The organism is Bacillus sp. MHSD_36 (assembly GCF_030757775.1).
Classification (GTDB): domain Bacteria; phylum Bacillota; class Bacilli; order Bacillales; family Bacillaceae_G; genus Bacillus_A.
The window spans coordinates 1,448,057-1,465,689 of sequence record NZ_JAVBIS010000001.1; the positions used below are offsets into that span (position 1 = coordinate 1,448,057).

Annotated in this window: 17 protein-coding genes, 1 pseudogene and 2 other annotated features; of the genes and pseudogenes, 4 read left to right on the top strand and 14 right to left on the bottom strand. The window is 34.0% G+C overall.

Features of this window, described 5'->3' with window-relative positions; translation table 11 throughout:
- Positions 1-13: 13 nt before the first annotated feature.
- The 4 genes from Q9B79_RS07605 to Q9B79_RS07620 form a co-directional block, all read right to left on the bottom strand.
- Positions 14-649: an HAD family hydrolase gene (locus tag Q9B79_RS07605; protein ID WP_046955676.1), complete on the bottom strand. Its 636-nt coding sequence runs from the start codon at positions 647-649 to the stop codon at positions 14-16.
- A 107-nt stretch (positions 650-756) separates the two neighbouring features.
- Positions 757-1,344, bottom strand: coding sequence for a YpjP family protein (locus Q9B79_RS07610; RefSeq protein WP_306183242.1), 588 nt, complete (start codon positions 1,342-1,344; stop codon positions 757-759).
- 282 nt (positions 1,345-1,626) lie between these two features.
- Complete coding sequence (locus Q9B79_RS07615; RefSeq protein ID WP_306183243.1) at positions 1,627-2,826, bottom strand: ABC transporter permease; 1,200 nt, start codon at positions 2,824-2,826, stop codon at positions 1,627-1,629.
- Positions 2,819-3,529 carry an ABC transporter ATP-binding protein gene (locus Q9B79_RS07620; protein WP_306183244.1) on the bottom strand — a complete coding sequence of 237 codons (711 nt, stop codon included), beginning with the start codon at positions 3,527-3,529 and terminating at the stop codon, positions 2,819-2,821. Before Q9B79_RS07620 ends, Q9B79_RS07615 begins: the two co-directional genes overlap by 8 nt.
- Positions 3,530-3,682: 153 nt before the next feature.
- Between Q9B79_RS07620 and Q9B79_RS07625 the strand changes: the two genes are divergently transcribed.
- Together Q9B79_RS07625 and Q9B79_RS07630 are read left to right on the top strand one after the other, a co-directional pair.
- The gene (locus Q9B79_RS07625; RefSeq protein WP_306183245.1) at positions 3,683-4,114 is read left to right on the top strand and encodes a GNAT family N-acetyltransferase; all 432 of its coding nucleotides are present in this window, start codon (positions 3,683-3,685) and stop codon (positions 4,112-4,114) included.
- A 29-nt stretch (positions 4,115-4,143) separates the two neighbouring features.
- Entirely contained in the window at positions 4,144-4,665 is a 522-nt protein-coding gene (locus Q9B79_RS07630) for an HAD-IIIA family hydrolase (RefSeq protein ID WP_306183246.1), read from the top strand.
- A gap of 62 nt (positions 4,666-4,727) precedes the next feature.
- On the opposite strand, the gene Q9B79_RS07635 is transcribed toward Q9B79_RS07630, so the two are convergent.
- The 6 genes from Q9B79_RS07635 to Q9B79_RS07660 all read right to left on the bottom strand — a co-directional run bounded on the left by Q9B79_RS07635 (position 4,728) and on the right by Q9B79_RS07660 (position 10,141).
- Positions 4,728-5,168 (bottom strand): GNAT family N-acetyltransferase, encoded by a 441-nt coding sequence (locus Q9B79_RS07635; RefSeq protein ID WP_046197531.1) that lies wholly within the window; start codon positions 5,166-5,168, stop codon positions 4,728-4,730.
- Positions 5,165-5,638, bottom strand: coding sequence for an SAM-dependent methyltransferase (locus Q9B79_RS07640; protein ID WP_076868184.1), 474 nt, complete (start codon positions 5,636-5,638; stop codon positions 5,165-5,167). The genes Q9B79_RS07635 and Q9B79_RS07640 overlap by 4 nt, the downstream gene beginning before the upstream one ends.
- A gap of 87 nt (positions 5,639-5,725) precedes the next feature.
- Entirely contained in the window at positions 5,726-6,424 is a 699-nt protein-coding gene (locus Q9B79_RS07645) for an aspartate/glutamate racemase family protein (RefSeq protein ID WP_306183247.1), read from the bottom strand.
- Positions 6,425-6,576: 152 nt separating this feature from the next.
- Positions 6,577-7,779 carry an alcohol dehydrogenase EutG gene (gene eutG / locus Q9B79_RS07650; RefSeq protein ID WP_306183340.1) on the bottom strand — a complete coding sequence of 401 codons (1,203 nt, stop codon included), beginning with the start codon at positions 7,777-7,779 and terminating at the stop codon, positions 6,577-6,579.
- Between the two features lie 52 nt (positions 7,780-7,831).
- The gene (locus tag Q9B79_RS07655) at positions 7,832-9,271 is read right to left on the bottom strand and encodes a GntP family permease (protein WP_306183248.1); all 1,440 of its coding nucleotides are present in this window, start codon (positions 9,269-9,271) and stop codon (positions 7,832-7,834) included.
- 204 nt (positions 9,272-9,475) lie between these two features.
- The gene (locus tag Q9B79_RS07660; RefSeq protein WP_306183249.1) at positions 9,476-10,141 is read right to left on the bottom strand and encodes an HAD family hydrolase; all 666 of its coding nucleotides are present in this window, start codon (positions 10,139-10,141) and stop codon (positions 9,476-9,478) included.
- A 181-nt stretch (positions 10,142-10,322) separates the two neighbouring features.
- On the opposite strand from Q9B79_RS07660, the gene Q9B79_RS07665 reads away from it, so the two are divergent.
- Positions 10,323-11,120, top strand: a complete 798-nt coding sequence (locus Q9B79_RS07665; protein ID WP_306183250.1) for a lipid II flippase Amj family protein — start codon at positions 10,323-10,325, stop codon at positions 11,118-11,120.
- A 32-nt stretch (positions 11,121-11,152) separates the two neighbouring features.
- A complete protein-coding gene (locus tag Q9B79_RS07670; protein ID WP_306183251.1) occupies positions 11,153-11,722 on the top strand; it encodes a nucleotidyltransferase family protein in 570 nt (189 codons plus the stop codon).
- A gap of 42 nt (positions 11,723-11,764) precedes the next feature.
- Here the strand turns inward: Q9B79_RS07670 and Q9B79_RS07675 are convergent.
- From Q9B79_RS07675 to Q9B79_RS07690, 4 genes and pseudogenes are all read right to left on the bottom strand, one after another.
- A pseudogene (locus Q9B79_RS07675) lies at positions 11,765-12,636 on the bottom strand (alpha/beta fold hydrolase).
- Positions 12,637-12,710: 74 nt separating this feature from the next.
- The gene (locus tag Q9B79_RS07680) at positions 12,711-14,051 is read right to left on the bottom strand and encodes a sodium-dependent transporter (RefSeq protein ID WP_306183252.1); all 1,341 of its coding nucleotides are present in this window, start codon (positions 14,049-14,051) and stop codon (positions 12,711-12,713) included.
- Positions 14,052-14,166: 115 nt separating this feature from the next.
- Positions 14,167-14,415: a binding site (T-box leader), on the bottom strand.
- A 114-nt stretch (positions 14,416-14,529) separates the two neighbouring features.
- Positions 14,530-15,816 carry an aspartate--tRNA(Asn) ligase gene (gene aspS, locus Q9B79_RS07685; RefSeq protein WP_306183253.1) on the bottom strand — a complete coding sequence of 429 codons (1,287 nt, stop codon included), beginning with the start codon at positions 15,814-15,816 and terminating at the stop codon, positions 14,530-14,532.
- Positions 15,817-15,924: 108 nt separating this feature from the next.
- Positions 15,925-16,136, bottom strand: a binding site (T-box leader).
- Positions 16,137-16,202: 66 nt separating this feature from the next.
- Positions 16,203-17,585, bottom strand: coding sequence for a UDP-N-acetylmuramoyl-tripeptide--D-alanyl-D-alanine ligase (locus tag Q9B79_RS07690; protein ID WP_306183254.1), 1,383 nt, complete (start codon positions 17,583-17,585; stop codon positions 16,203-16,205).
- Positions 17,586-17,633 lie beyond the last annotated feature (48 nt).

Here is a 17,633-nt window from a genome sequence, read left to right on the forward strand (position 1 = left end):
AAGTGTATTTATATTAAGAATATGCCCCTTGTACTACTTGCACAATTTCCATCGGTGTATTGACCATATAATCTGGTGCATCTTTTTTCACTGTTTCAATAACATCATATCCCCAAGATACCCATATTACATTCACCCCAGCCTTTTTACACGCTGCTACGTCTCGCTGTTCGTCACCGACGTATAACATATCTTTCTCAGTTATTTTTTTCGATTTTAAAAATCTTTTTATCATTTTATCTTTACCGAACAAATTTTTAGAACAATATACTTCTTGTATATTTTCTATATCATTATTGTGTAAAAATGCCCGAATATGCTCTTCTGAGTTCGATGATATGACTGCAATTCCGTAGCCTTTTTTATGTAACTCATCTAATACATCCTTCATCCCATGGAACAAAATAAGATCTTTTATGGCAGGTTGATACAATTTATAAAACTCTAGTGCTAATATCGGTAGTTTATACAATGGTACATCGAGTTGTTTACATCTCTCTGGCATCGTCAATTTACGTAAATACTCAATTTCTTCTTCCCTTACCGTTTTATATCCGTGCTTTTCAGCAATTTGATTATAAATTGGTACAAATATATTTTGTGAATCTACTAATGTGCCATCAAAGTCAAAAACAATATATTTTTGCATTCCCATACTCCCTTTTCTTCTTTTTTCTAAACCTATCTTATTCAACACCGTAGTTGTCTTACCCTTCCATACACATAAAAAAAGAACAAGATTTTCTCTTGTTCTTTTTAAGAAAGCCACTTTGGTGGTACATTCGTATTCCAATAAATATTCCCTAACTCATGGTGTCCAGAGTACCCATCATCAAAACGGTGATAGTGGAAATTAAAATAGTAACCCTCTTGCGGTGGATGATCTCTCCTTACATGAAATCGCAATAAGTCATTTCCTGATTTCGTGTCATACACGTGAAAGATTTTTTCATTATTCCCACCAGCTGGTTTTTGGGAAATCGCTAATGATTGTAGTGAATCTTCTGGTACATCATTGGCAAGCTCAGCAATTGCCTCTTCAATTTTCGGTAATATTACATCTTTAAATTCATCTTCAATTACTGGACCAATTTTAGTTCCAAACTTTTGCATCGACTGCTTCTCTGCTTCTTGCATTGCATACGTAATAAAAGTATCGGTAGTTAACCTGTCATTCGTTTCTTCATATGTATAGGACGTACTCTCCAAATTTTGTTGCCCAGCTGTGCTCGTAGGCTTGTCCGCAGCTTTGGCATTATCAAGCAATATGGAAGGAGGCGTCACTAAACCAAATGTAAATACGGTAATTAAGGCGACTAAGGTTTTTCTAAACCAATTTGGCATGTATGTTCCCTCCCCTTTCACTCATTATATTTTATATAACAATTGTTTCTTCTATTATACAAAATGATTGTAATTTTTGCACTTTACAATTTTGTTAACGTTCACATATTTTTCACTTGAATATGAAATTGTAAGATTTCATACAATAAAATACAACAACAATGAGGAGGCGATCATATGTCTTTAGATGTCATGTATTCCGCCGCAAGCATACTCGTTTTAGCATATTTTCTTTATCAATGTGTGACAGATTAGAAAAAGAGCCATTTTCCGGCTCTTTTTTCATGGTAAAAATACAACCCAACCAATCCATACTATAAAAATAATCCCGGCAATTACAGCTAGTACTAAATAAAAATGAGAAAGGATAACCAACCCATATAAAAGGATTACTGGAAGTAATAAATATCGATCTGCCTTCCATCTTAACAATAGTAATTTCCCTTCATCACAATATAAATGAAGAAACATTTTTTTCGTAAATTCATTCCAATAGTCGCGCGCATAACGGGAAATTCCAACTAAAGCAAATGCAAGAATGATAGCGGCAATCCACTTCGGACTCATAATAATACTGACAGTACTTATACATACAATTTGAATATAAAATATTCGTGCACTACTTGTACGGAAAAATTCTTTTAAAAAGGATTCAACAATACGAGAATCCTTTTTCTTCCCTAAAAACTTTTTAGAACGTGGAAACATCCACGCCTTTTTATTCGAACTACTCGGTTTAGCGGCATGACCACCAACTTGCATAATCCCACTCGTCCAGCGCATACTTTCTTCTTTTTCTTTCTCAACTTCTTTAAAAAAGCAATTTTTATAATTTAATTTTTCTTTTATCAATACGATAATTAGAAAAACTGCTAGACCGATACTTAGTACAGAATAAAATGGATTTTTATAAATAAGAAACAAACTCAATCCGAAAAAGGATAGACTTATAGAAAATATTACATTTTTTATAATCCATAGTAGCCATCGTTTCCCCACACGTACATGAATAAATCTCGTTAATAACGACAACAGAAATCGAAATACAGTAAAGAATAGCCAAAATAATACGACTTGTATCTTCGTCACTCCAATACTTTTCATCAACACTGGTAACATCGCACCAACAACTACTACATTCGTTATTGCTATTCGAATAAACGTATATGTCATGCCATACTGGATTAATTTTTTCATGTGAGCGGGATACGAAATTAAAAATAAACTATCCGCTTGCTCAAAAAATGAGCGAACTCCTCTTCCATATGTAATCACATAAAATGCGAGTAGACCTAATCCGAAATAAATAGTCTCTCCCATCGATAATTCTTCCGTCCATAGTGAACGATAATAAATCCCCATAAATATAAATGCTGGAATAATAATATATAGCGCAACTGTCCAATCCGTTATAGAACGTATGGACTTCCATTTGCGGCCCAGTTCATGGCGCAATCTTTTATAAAATTGTTGTTTAATCATGTTGTTCACGCCTTACAATTACATCAAAACAGTCTAATAATGAACTCCCTGGCATTTCTGCTAACGTTTGGATCGCTTCTAAATGTCCATCTGCAACTAATGTACCTTGTGAAATGAGTAAAAATCTCTCACAAATTCTTTCAGCTGTGTCTAATACGTGCGTACAAAGTAATATACCTGCACCACGTTCTTTTTCTTTATATAAATAACTTAAAAATTCTTTCGTAGCTACTGGGTCTAAACCGATAAAAGGTTCATCAATGATATAAAAATCTGGTTCAGTTAAAAACGCCAAAATGAGCATCGATTTTTGTTTCATCCCTTTTGAAAACTTTGATAAATACTCATGTTTATGTTTATCCATCCGAAACAAATGTAATAACTCGTCCGCTTTCCTTTCCCAGCTTCCTACTTCGTTCTCGCGAGCAGCCATTAATAATTCAATATGTTCCCAGAGCGTCAAATAATCATAATATGTCGGATGTTCCGGCACGTATGCATAAGGGGTCTTCTTTTCACCGAATGATATTTCACCATTCATATTTACAAGTAAACCGAGCATCGTTTTAATCGTCGTACTTTTCCCAGCACCATTCGCACCAATAAGTGCAACTAATTCACCTTGTTCAATCGAAAAGGCAATATCATGAATTGCTTTTTCACCTATATCATATCCAGCAGAGCGGATATTCACGTCTAGCATACATTCCCCTTCTTTCCATTTCCAATATAATCAAGGAAAAGAATAACATATAACTATCTGTATATCATTATAAATTATTTATTTTCGTAGCAGGAATACATATTTTTTAGCAGAATATTTAATGTTTGATTACATTTTATTGGAGTGGATAATATGTCTTTTCAAATTCGTGAAGCTACGATAGACGATATAGATGCACTTTGCTCTTTAACAACAGAACTAAAAGGTTCCTCTATTTCGTATGAAGATATGAACAATCGATTACAATTCGTACAAATGAGTCCTTTTGATTTTCTATATGTTTATGAAGAAGAGGACACTATATTTGGATTACTTGGGTTTCGTATACGTGAAAATTTAGAAGATGTAACTCGGTACGGGGAAATTTCAATTATTAGCGTTGATTCTACAATACGACGGAAAGGCATTGGGCAAATATTAATGGATTACACAGAGCAATTAGCAAAGAAACATAATTGTATCGGCACATGGCTAGTCAGTGGAACAAAAAGGTTAGAAGCACATCCTTTTTACAAAAAATTAGGATATGAAGTGAATGGCTATCGATTTGTGAAACATTTTTAAACTACTTATAAATGGAAAGGACTATAACTATGACAAACATTCAAGCTATTTTTATTGATCGTGACGGTACAATTGGTGGTGATACTACAATACATTATCCAGGCTCTTTTACATTATTTCCTTTTACACAAGCAGCCTTACAAAAACTAAAAGCTAAAAACATAAAAATTTTCTCCTTTACAAATCAGCCAGGTATCGCAGATGGGATAGCGACTGTAGCTGATTTTGTACAGGAATTAAAAGGATTCGGCTTTGATGATATTTACGTATGTCCTCACAAACACGGTGATGGTTGTGAATGCCGGAAACCGAGTACAGGTATGTTGCTGCAAGCAGCGAAGAAACATGGGCTTGATTTAACACAATGTGCTGTAGTTGGTGATCGCTGGACTGATATCGTTGCAGGAGCAAAAGTAAACGCGACAACAATTTTAGTACGAACAGGCGCTGGCTATGATGCTTTACATACACACCGAGACAAATGGGCACATATTGAACCAAACTACATTGCAGAAAACTTTGAAGATGCAATAAATTGGGTTTTAAATTAACTATAATGCAAATTAAAAGAGACGCCTTCAAAATGAAAGCGCCTCTTTTAATCTAATATTTTTTAAAAAGTTAATTCATAATGGAAATAACGATTATCTCTCAAATAACCATTTTCAGCGTATAATCGCTGCGCTGATAAATTATCAATCTCTGTTTGTAATTTTACACCTTTTGCACCATTTTCTAAGGCGAATCCTTTAGCAGCTTCTAATAATTTTTTTCCTGTTCCTGCCCCGCGCTTAGTAGCTTGTACAAATAAATCATTTAAAATCCATAATTCTTTCATCGAAATAGAAGAAAATGATGGATATAATTGTGTGAATCCAATATATTCCCCGTCTTCAACTGCCACGAAAATAACTGATTCTTTTTTCTCGATTCGATTTCGTAAAAATACTTTTGCTCCTTCTAAATCGGAATCTTGTCTATAAAACATACGATAGTTATTAAAAACTGATGCTAGTCCATCTAAATCTGCAATTGTTGCCTCATATATTCTCATTTTACTCCATTCCCCTTCCAATACTGTTTCATTATATCCGTTGCCCATTTAGGCTGTACGATTTCTTCTTTCGGCATAAACTCTTTCATTATCGGCTTTATATCCAATATAGGGGTACCATCAATAGCATCTAACCCCTCAACAATAATTGATTTACCTTCTCTTTTGATTACCTTTACAATGGTTGCTCCTATACGATTCGGACGATTTTTTCCACGCTGTGCAAAAATACCTACTTTAGGATAATCATGATTATTTCTAGGATATCTAGCAAAATATTGAATTTGTTCATCAGTTACTTTATGAAAATAAAAAACAACTTCAATATGAGAAAAATCTTCAATCCCTTGTATACTTTCTTCTGTATACAATTCAGTTAAAGTAATATAGGATTTTACTTCTCCCCACTCATCATCCTTTATTTCCTTTCTTTCATTATGTACAAATGCGATTGGTTGAACTGAAAACATACGCATTCCCCCTTAAATGTAACCACTTACATTATAAAATATTTTCTGAATGTTTTCCACACACACGAACTAGGTTACATAATATAATTATACTCTATTTCGTAAAGCGAAATTAACTGCCTCAACTGCATGTATATGAGTTGTATCAAATATCGGAATGGATACGTCTTCCTGCTTAACTAATAAACCTATTTCTGTACAACCTAATATGATTCCTTGTGCCCCTTCTTGTACTAGATCTTCTATAACTTTTTTATAATACTCTCTAGATTGAGATGTTATCTTTCCTAAACATAGTTCTGTATATATTACTTCATTTATCTTTTCTCTATCCTTTTTTGATGGAATCATTACATTTATATGATTTTCTTCTATGCGTAACTTATAGAAATCTTGCTCCATTGTATATTTAGTTCCAAGTAAACCAACCGTTTGAATATCTTTCCTTTTCATTTCTTTCGCTGTTGCATCAGCGATATGTAAGACTGGGATATGAATATTCTCCTTTATTTTCTCAACTACTTTATGCATTGTATTTGTACAAATAATTATAAAATCTGCTCCTGCACTCTGTAACGAATATGCTGCATTCCCTAATACTTCTCCTGCTCCATCCCAATCTCCATTAGACTGGAATCGTTCAATCTCTTCAAAGTCCACACTATTGATTATACATTTTGCTGAATGTAACCCTCCTAATCGCTTTTTTATTTCTTCATTTATGATTCGATAATATTCAGTAGTCGATTCCCAACTCATACCACCAATTAAACCTATCGTTTTCATAACCACTAACCACACCTACCTCACACTGTTTTTACAACCTGATTCAAACATTTTATTATGTATATTATACACAATAAAACAAGACTTTACGTTTAAAATATAAAGTCTTGTTTTAACTATTTCCAAGGAAATTTTATAAGAATATTCTGAAATTAATTATCTAATGTTTTTATAGAATCTCCATATTGATAATGAAAACATTCTCGATACAACTGTTTAATTTCATCATATGATGGCACACGTGGATTATTTGCTGGACTTCCACTTTCAATTGCATCTAATGCCATTTTAGAAACAGCTTTTTCAAATTCAACCTCACCAATTCCGTATTCTTTTAAATTTGGAATACGAAGATCAAAGCAAAGTTTTTTTATTTCCCCGAGCGTATAGTCGGCTACTTCTTCATCACAATAGGAATACATATCTTTATTTAAACAACGTCCAATTTCCGCTAGTCTTTTTACTGCACTCACTTTTGTATATTCTAAAATTGTAGGTAATAGTATTGCATTTGATATACCATGTGGTACATGAAATAACGCCCCTATTGGTCTTGACATGCCATGAACTAAGGTAACAGATGCATTTGAAAAAGCGATTCCAGCTTGTAAGGATGCTATCATCATCGCTTCTCTTGCCTCCATATTCTCTCCATCTTCATATGCAATACGTAAATATTTCATAATACTTTCAATGGCGGAAAGAGCTAATACATCTGTAAGTGATTGTGAAACTTTAGAAATATATGCTTCGACTGCATGACATAAAGCATCTATCCCTGTTGCTGCTGTAATGTGAGGTGGTACCGAACGTGTTAAAATCGGGTCAATAATTGCTACTTGCGGGGTAAAACTCGGATGCTTCATCATCATTTTTACATCTGTTCGTTTATTCGTTATTACTGCTACACTTGTTACCTCTGACCCAGTACCAGAAGTTGTCGGAATTGCAATAAGTGGTAGCGGATTATTGTCTATTTCCATATCCTTTTGGACATAATCTTCCACTTCTCCACCATTTGTATATAACACCGCAACTGCTTTCGCTGCATCAATACAACTTCCACCACCAATACCGATAATAAAATCACACTTTTCTTCTTTACTAAGAGTTAACGCTTCTAACACGTGTATATTTGTAGGCTCAGCATTTACTTTATTATATGTAATAGCAGTAATACCTTTCGTATTTAATTGTTGTATACACTTCTCAACATATCCTAAATTCTCCATAATTGTATCCGTAACTATAAACGCTCTTTTCCCGAATTTCTTAGATTGTTCCCCCAACTTTTCAAGCGAATTTCTTCCATATAATACAGACTTCGGCATACGAAACTCAGCAACTTCTTGCAAGTACTCCACCCCTTCTTCCCCTAATTAATATTTTAGTTCATAACATATCGACTTAATAAAGTCCTGTTACAGTATAGAATGCAATAACTAAAAACACAGCAAGCGTTTTCAAAATAGTAATTGCAAATATATCTTTATACGACTGTTTATGTGTTAAACCCGTTACGGTAAGAATAGTAATAATAGCCCCGTTATGTGGTAATGTATCCATTCCTCCTGATGCCATTGACACGATACGATGCATTACTTCTAATGGAATATCGAATTGATTGGCCGCTGCGATAAACTTATCTCCCATTGCACTTAAAACAATTCCCATTCCTCCTGATGCAGAGCCTGTAATACCGGCTAAAATATTTGTCGTTACTGCTCCATTCACTAGAGGATTTGTGAATGTGGCAGAAATGCCATCTCTCATAATTGCGAAGCCTGGAAGTGCTGCGATGACACCACCGAATCCAAATTCAGCTCCTGTATTCATCGTTGCCAGTAGCGCTCCACCGATACTTGTATTCAATCCAGCTTGAAATCCAGTTACTACTCGTTTCCAATATAATAATAACGTTGTTACTATACCTATAATAAGTGCCAATTCTACTGACCAGATTCCAACTACTGCACTTAATTCTACTTTTCCAAATGCTTTCATACCAATTGCAGAAAAATCAAAACCATTCGGATACCACTTCGGTATCATAATAGTAAAAACTTTATTCATTACACCTACTAAAATAAGTGGTACAAAAGCAACTACTTGTTGTGCTCTTGTAATTTTAATATTTTTAACCAGCGGCATATCTTTTTGTTCTGCTTGTAAAGAAGCTGCCATTTCAGTATTCCCATCGTTAAAACCAAAATATCCTTCTCCTGCTGCTTTCGCCTTCTTACGTCTACTCTCTAAATATAGTAACCCTAACGTAAGTACAAAAATTGCCCCTACAATACCAAGTATCGGCGCAGCATAAATGTCTGTTTTAAAAAACGTTGTAGGTATTACGTTTTGAATTTGTGGTGATCCAGGTAGCGCATCCATCGTAAACGTGACCGCTCCAAGAACGATTGTTCCAGGGATTAAACGTTTTGGAATATTCGCTTGTCGAAACAACTTAGCTGCGAACGGATATACAGCGAACACTACTACATACACACTAACACCACTATACGTTAAAATAGCACCCATTAATACAATCGCTAATATTGTACGTTTTTCACCAACTAACTCTATAATTGTCTTTGCAATCGAATCTGCAATTCCTGACATTTCTACTACTTTCCCAAAAATTGCCCCGAGTAAAAATACAGGAAAATATAGTTTAATAAAACCTACCATTTTCTCCATAAAAATATTCGAAAAGAAAGGTAATACAAAACTAGGCTCTGTCAAAAATACTGCAAATAATGCAAATATCGGTGCAAATAAAATAACAGAAAACCCTCTATATGCTACAAACATAAGTAAACTAAGTGCTAATAATATAATAACTAGCTCCAATTATACCTCTCCCTTAAACTGAAAATTCTAAATTTTATTGATAAAATCCTTCTAATCTTTTCTTTCTGACATCCCTCCTCTAATTCATACAAATTTTTTATGCTAAAAATGTCTAATTATAAGTATTCGATTACATATGAAAAATCCCTTTAAACATAAACGAATTCATCGTCATACGTTATAAAGGATTTTCAGTCTCTATATTTACTTCTTTATCAAACTATTTTCTACCAAGAAATAATGTAATTCTTTTACATCATTTACTATATGAGTCGCACCAACTTCAGTCAATTCTGTTTCACTACCATAGCCATATAAAACGCCGATTGATGCAATTTCATTCTGATTCGCACCGATTATATCGTGCTTTCTATCTCCAATCATAACAAGTTCTTCTTTATTAAGTTCTTCATTTGTTTGTAAAATATGAGCAATGATTTCTTCTTTTTTTATTCTTGTACCATCTAAATTACTTCCAATGATACCTTCAAAATAATCCGTTAGTTGAAAATGATCTAGTACTTGTTTTGCAAATACAGTAGGCTTTGAAGTTGCTATAAATAAACGATTTCCGTTATCTTTTAATTGTTTTAAAAGATTTGGAATACCATCGTATACCTTATTTTCTAACAATCCACGCTGCTTTAAGTATTCTCTGAAATAAAAAACAGCGCGTTCTACTTCTCCTTCATTCATATTGTATCTCTCTATGAATGATTGCTGAATGGGCGGTCCAATAAATGAATTTAACTCTTTTATATGTAATTCTTCAATACCAACCTTTTTTAATGCATACAGTACTGAATTAATAATCCCTTCTTTCGGATCAGTCAATGTTCCATCTAGATCAAATAGAAATGTTGTATACATGTTTTCTTCCCCCACTTATTTTACTGTATATATAGCATTGTTTCCTATCTCTTTATTATACCATTATTATCCTTTTTTCTGAAAATTCCTTTTCCTTTGTCATATACTTTCAGTTACAAAGTGTAATATATATGATAAAGTAAAAAAGTTAAAATTATTTTAATAGAAACTGGTGAATCTAATGTCAATTACGTTAATTGTTATAATGGTTTTCACAATTGTTATTCACGCGGTTGAAACAAGTTCTTATAGTATTCGATTAGCTGGAGTGCGTTTAAAGAGAATTGCTGTCGCTTTGTCTGTGGTAGGCATGGTGTTACTTATTTCAAGAACATCTAACATGCTACAAGCCTTTTTAATCGGTGGGATTGTCGATGAGGCAAAACGAGACACATCCATAAATTTAGAACATATTATACGGCTCGTTCTATTATCCGCCTCTGTCGGTACATTGATTGCGATTATACTATATCCAACTTTGACAAAACTATTTGGATACGTCATTCAAAACTTTGAAACAGACGGTTCTTTCATTCGAATGATGAAAACAAATAACATTCAAAAATTAAAGTACACAAAAAAATATGTACGCTTCCCAAAATTAGAAATGATTCATAGACTACGCATTGGTGGTATTCCAAAACGTATTATGCTTATTAACATGTTTGCTACTGCTATATATACAGCTGGTGTTCTTTCAGCCCTATATGCTTCTTTTTTACTTCCAGATTACGCGACAAAAGCTACTACAGCTTCTGGCCTTATTAATGGTTTTGCTACCATTTTATTAACAGTGCTACTAGATCCACGTATCGCTCTTTTAACAGAGCGAGCTCTTCAATCAGAAGAAGGTGCTGAAGCAATGAGTAAAATGTATGGCTGGTTAATGATTTCTAGACTTTTCGGTACGTTATTAGCACAACTATTATTCATACCAGGTGCTTACTGGATCACATGGATTATAAAACTAATGAATTAAGCCCTCAATTAAAAAAGTAGGTGGGATAACAAATGACAATACAAACAGAGCAAGATATAATTCGATTAATAGAAAACGATGAATGGATGATGGATGTATTACAAATGGCAAAATCACTAGAGTTACCTGATTGGTGGATTTGCGCCGGGTTTGTCCGTTCTAAAATTTGGGATACTGTACATAACTACGAAGTTCGAACAGCTCTGCCTGATGTTGATGTAATTTATTATGATAGTCTACATAAAGATGAGATGTACGAACAATCATTAGAAAATAAATTAAAGAATATTGATGCTACGATCCCTTGGTCGGTAAAGAATCAAGCTCGTATGCATGTAGTGGGTAATATGCCACCGTATTCTTCTTCTGTTAATGCTATTTCTAAATTCCCTGAAACAGCAACGGCTTTAGGTGTTACATTAGACGAAAAAAACAAAGTTATATTAACAGCTCCGTGCGGCATTGAAGATGTTCTTTCCTTACAAGTGAGACCAACAGCTCATTTTCTGGAATCGAAAGAGCGTATACATATGTACAAGAACAGAGTTATTAAAAAGAATTGGCAAAGTAAGTGGCCCAACATCACAATCACATATCCATAAATTAAAAAAGGGTGCTTCTCATTTATAGAAGCACCCTTTTCTTCATTTCAAAAAATGTATGACTGTGTCTGCGAATCTATCTGCTTCCTCATAATGAGGTGAATGACCGCTCTCTTCAAATGCGATATACTTACCGTTTCGAGCTTCTTTATTAAACGTTTCAATTTGTTTTTCACACGTTACTACATCATGTTTTCCTACAATTAATAACATTGGGTTTGTTATATCTTTTATCTTAGGTAATAATGAAGTATGGAATGCTCCTTCTAATTTTAATTTATCAAAATGAATCTTGGAGCGATTTGAAAATACTTCCCACTCTTCATCACTATACAAACTCTCGTCTGTCACATCTTCCTTATTATTGTAAATCTCCATTCTATTTTCTTCTAGTTCGTCACTTAGTCTTATATAAGCTTCTAACAACTCTTCTGAACTAGCATTGCTAGATGAATAAGCAAGAGACTCTTCTGCTACTTCTTCTTTTCCATACTTTTTTAATAAATGCCCTGTCTTTTGTAACAAGGCCTTACTTGTTAACCCGAAATCGAAAGTTGGTCCTTCAAATATTATTTTCTCTATTGAACTTGGATATATCGATGCATATAACAATGCTACATATCCACCGAAAGAATGTCCAATTACAGACCACTTCTCAATTTGCAATACTTTATTTTCTCACAGCCTTCAATTAAATCTTTTAGTCCAAAAGCTTCGTCCTCAATAATTTCTTCTGAGCGACAAACACCCCTTTGATCTATCATAATTACATATAAAGAATCTTTTAAACGTTCCGCTTGATGAAATGAAAAATCATAGCAACTTTCTCCCGGTCCACCATGTAAGTATAGAACTGGTTTATTTTTAGGGTTTCCATGCGTTTCAACGTATAGCTTTTTCCCTCTAATATGCATGTATTTTCCTGCTTCTATCAAATTCGCCTTTATGATCATCACCTTCTTTTTACTGAATATTATAACACTTCATCTTAAATAATCCCTATTACATTTAAAAAGACGATGATGATTGCGAGCGGTGCTACAAATCGAAGTAAAAACGCCCAACAAGTAAATACTTTCTTTCCATAATTTCCACCTACAAAAAACTCTGCTTCTAGCACCTTCTTTTCCATTTTGAATGAAACGAAAATACTAATAAATAGTGCACCAAGTGGCATTAAAATATTACTAGATAAGAAGTCTACTGCATCAAAAATATTCTTTCCAAAAACCGTAATATCACTCCATACTCCAAATGATAAGGCTGATGGTATACCTACTAAGAAAATGCCGAAACCGATCATCCATGATAATTTCGTTCTTCTTTCTTGTTCACCATTTGTCACTGCTGAAACAACTGTCTCTAGTAGAGAAAATGCCGATGTTAATGTCGCAAATGTAAATAGTGCAAGAAATACTGTTAAGAAAATTCCACCGAATGGAATTTGACTAAATACAGATGGTAATACAATAAATAGCAATCCAGGCCCTTCTGTTGGCTCCATTCCTAATGAAAATACGGCCGGAAAAATTGCAAGTCCTGCAAATAATGAAACAAATAAATTCAATCCAACAATTGTTATTGCTGATTTTGGTAAACTTTCTTTTTTATTTAAATAGGAACTATACGTAACCATAATTGAAATCCCGATACTAATCGCAAAGAATGATTGCCCCATTGCGAACAAAATACTTTCCGAAGTAACCTTTGAGAAGTCCGGTTGTAAGAAAAACTTCACACCTTTCATTGCATCATCAAGTGTTAACGAACGAATAATAAGAGCGACAAATAAAACGAACAATGCTGGCAACATATATTTACTTGCTTTTTCAATTCCGTTTTGTACACCCTTTGATACAACCCATATCGTAATGAACATAAAAGTGAAATGTCCCATAATCGCCCAAGTCGGATTTCCAATTGTTTCAGTAAATAATGCTCCGTAATTTTGTCCCGGAGTAATAAGTTGTCCCGTTACTCCCCTGAATAAATAAATTAACACCCATCCACCTACAACACTATAAAACGAAAGTAATATAAAACACGTTCCGACGCCAAGGCGTCCAATCCAGTGCCACCCTGTATTTGGTGCAATACTTTTAAATGCTCCAACCGCTTGTTTCTGTGTACTGCGTCCAATCATAAATTCAGCTATAAGTAGCGGTAACCCAATTAGTACAGTAAATAATATAAAGATTAAAAAGAATGCTCCTCCCCCGCTCTTGCCAGCGATATAAGGAAACTTCCATATTGCACCTAGTCCAATTGCTGATCCTGCTGCAGCCATTATAAAACCTAATTTCGAAGTCCATTGCTCCGTCTGTTTCATCTTATTTTCCTCCTAATTAAATCATTTTATATAAATAACTAAATTATATAGACCAATTCGAATAAACCCTCCATTTCTATTTCTATAAAATAAAAAATGGCTTAGCGTCTCTATATAAAGAGACGCTAAGCCATTTACTTAACGCGGTACCACCCTTATTGATTCCATTATGAATCCACCTTAGTAGTAATCGTTTGATTACAAACCTAATATCGAAGGTTAACCGTTAAGATTTACTAAGAATGTGATTCCGTTCCACCTTACTGCTCCTAGGCGAGTTCAGGATGTCATTTGACTATGTCACACCAACCCATAGCTCTCTGTACAAATATACGACCTTACTACTCCTATTCAACACATTTTAATATTTAGAATATATTTTCTTTTGAAATTAATATGAAGTATATCGGTTATATTTGTAACTGTCAAGGGACATATTAAATTTTAATGAGAAAATGCGGAACTTCCTTCCCTATTATTAAGGGATAAGCCTTGTACAATCCCTTGGAAAAGCGCTCGCCTCTCGTACATTTGTTAATTCTAATAGTTTGTATACAACTCTCTCTAATCCAATTCCAAAACCACCGTGCGGGGGACAACCGTATCGGAAGGTGTTTAAATAAGATTGAAATGTATCTGGATGTAATCCTTTTTCTTTAAAAGAAGCAAGTAACATTTCGTAATCATGAATTCGCTGTGCCCCTGAAGTTATTTCTAATCCTTTATATAGTAAGTCGAATGAATCCGTAATAGATGCATTCTCTTTATTCGGCATCGTATACATCGGCCTAACTTCTTTCGGATAATGTGTAATGAAAACAAACTCGCTCTTATATGTTTCTTTCACATATTTCCCTAGTAGCTTTTCACCTTCTGTATCTAGATCCCCAATTGGCGATTCTTTCTGGTACTTACTTTTCAAAATTTCTTGCGCTTGTAACAATGTAATTTTCGGTATGTCTGTAATAACAGGTACTTCTATTTGTAATAGTTGTAGTTCCTTTTCACAGTTTTTCGCTACGTGTTGAAACATATATCGTAAAACATCCGTTTCTAATTGCATCACTTCATTAAAATCATGAATAAATCCAAGTTCTACGTCTAACGATATATATTCATTCAAATGACGGGAAGAATTATGATGCTCCGCTCTGTAAACAGGTGCAACTTCAAAAACACGTTCCAACCCTCCAGCTACCATCATCTGTTTATAAAACTGAGGCGATTGTGCTAAATAAGCTTCTGTTTGGAAGTATGGCAACTTAAAAACATTTGCTCCCCCTTCTGCTCCTTGTGAAACAATTTTCGGAGTAAATATACGTGTAAAATCGTTCTCTATAAGAAATTCACTAAAGCCCTGAACGAGTGTAGATTTCACTTTAAATATCGCCGCGATTCTCTCATGTCTTAATGATAATACCCGCTCATTCAGTAGCTGATCTAAGCCAACTTGCAATTTCTTTTTATTTATTTCAAATGGAAGTGGCTCTGCGCCATTTAATATTTTCACTTCGTGAGCGAGCACTTCAACTCCTAATTCTGTTTTCGAAGTCTCTACTATTTGACCTACTACTTGAACGACACTTTCCACATCTATTTTATATCCAGCTAACTCATTTTCTAATACACATTGCATAACTCCTAATCGATCTCTTATTAATAAAAAACTAACATTACCTAGATGACGAATCTTTTTTACCCATCCTTGAAGTAATACAACCTTTCCGCTTTGCTCCATACATTCTTTTGTGAGTGAACGCTTCATTACATTTCCCTCCAGTAAATTTATAGTTATTTACGTTATTGTTGTTGTCATCGTCATCATCCACGGTCACTCACCTCCTTTCAAAGAATACAAAAATCCGCCCCTATAAATAGGGACGGATTTTTCCGCGGTACCACCCAAATTGTCATAATGACCATCTTAGCCCTGATAACGGTAGGTACCGTTTGCTTTTACTAATTATCACGTTCAAAGCAACACTCACGGGTGTCTTTCCATCATGCGGTATCGCAATCTTCTCAGCAATCGATTGCTCTCTGTAGACCTTTGCGTCATGTACTTTTCCTGATCATCACTTTTTATATTTACAGAGTATTCTATCTCTTTATTTTATAAAACGCAAGCCTTTTTACATACATTTTCATTTTTTATATCCAATTTTGTACAATCTCCTCTAAAGCCATACCACGTGAGCCTTTTAATAGTACAACATCATTTTCCGTTATAACTTTTAATACTTCCTCTGCTATCTTGGCTTTATTATTAAATGACTGTACCTTTCCTGTATCATATTTCTTTCTTGCTTCCTCCGCTACAATTTCAGCTAACCCTCCATAAGTAAATACATATTGAATGTTCTCTTCATTTAACATTTTACCAATTTCTCTATGATATGTTTCAGCTTTCTTGCCTAACTCCAACATATCCCCAATCACTATAATTTTTTTCTTATAGGCATTTAATTTCTGCAACGTTTCAATTGCAGCCTTCATGGAGGAAGGACTGGCATTCCATGCATCGTTAATAATTGTAAAACCTGTTTTAGCGGTTAAAAACTGAAAGCGCATTTGTGTAATATTTATTTGCTGCAATGCTTCTTGTATTTTTTCTATAGGGACTTTGTAAAATTGACCTACAGCGATTCCGACAATCGTATTAAAAATATTATGTTTTCCATGTAAGGGAACATCATACTGTATTTTTGAATTATTTAATTTAAAATGAACACCATATTCATCTAATTGTACGTTCGTTGGAAACAAATCATTTGTATACTTTCCACCAAACGACTTACTTTCTATACCTAGCGTATTAATATATTGAGAAAGTAATGGCTCATCACCATTATATAAGAACAGTCCCTCATCATTTAATCCGTCTACAATTTCAAATTTAGCCTTCGCAATCTCTTCTCTTGATCCAAGCGTTTCTAAGTGTGACTGTCCAATCATTGTAATGATTGCTACATCTGGCTGTGCTATTCGTGATAAAATTCGAATTTGTCCTTTTTTACTCATTCCCATTTCAAGTATTAAGAACTCGGTATTTCGTTCCATTTCTAAAATTGTTAACGGCAAACCGATTTGACTATTAAAATTACCTTTTGTTTTATGCACTCTATAAGTTGAACTTAAAGTGCCTCCTATTATATCTTTTACCGTAGTCTTGCCATTACTACCTGTAATTCCTATTACTTTTACATTTATCTCTCTTCGATAAAATTGTGCCAATTGTTGCAAAGCAAACAAAGTGTCATCCACAAATATAATTGGAATCCCTTTTGGCGGAGTACCGTAAGACTTTTTCCATAAGGAAGCGACAGCTCCATTATCCATTGCCTCTTTCACATACTCATGCCCATCTTTCACCCTAATGATTGGAACAAATAAATTTCCTTCTTTCATGCTTTTAGAATCTATGCAGACACCATGTATCTCTATAAGATGAAACGATTCTTGTAATCCTTCTCCATTTACTACTTCTTCAAGTTTTTTCAAATTCATTTGAATCAAAGTATCACCTTTTCCCATTTAATTACATATTTACTGTTTTATTTACGCATATTAATAAAAATTTTA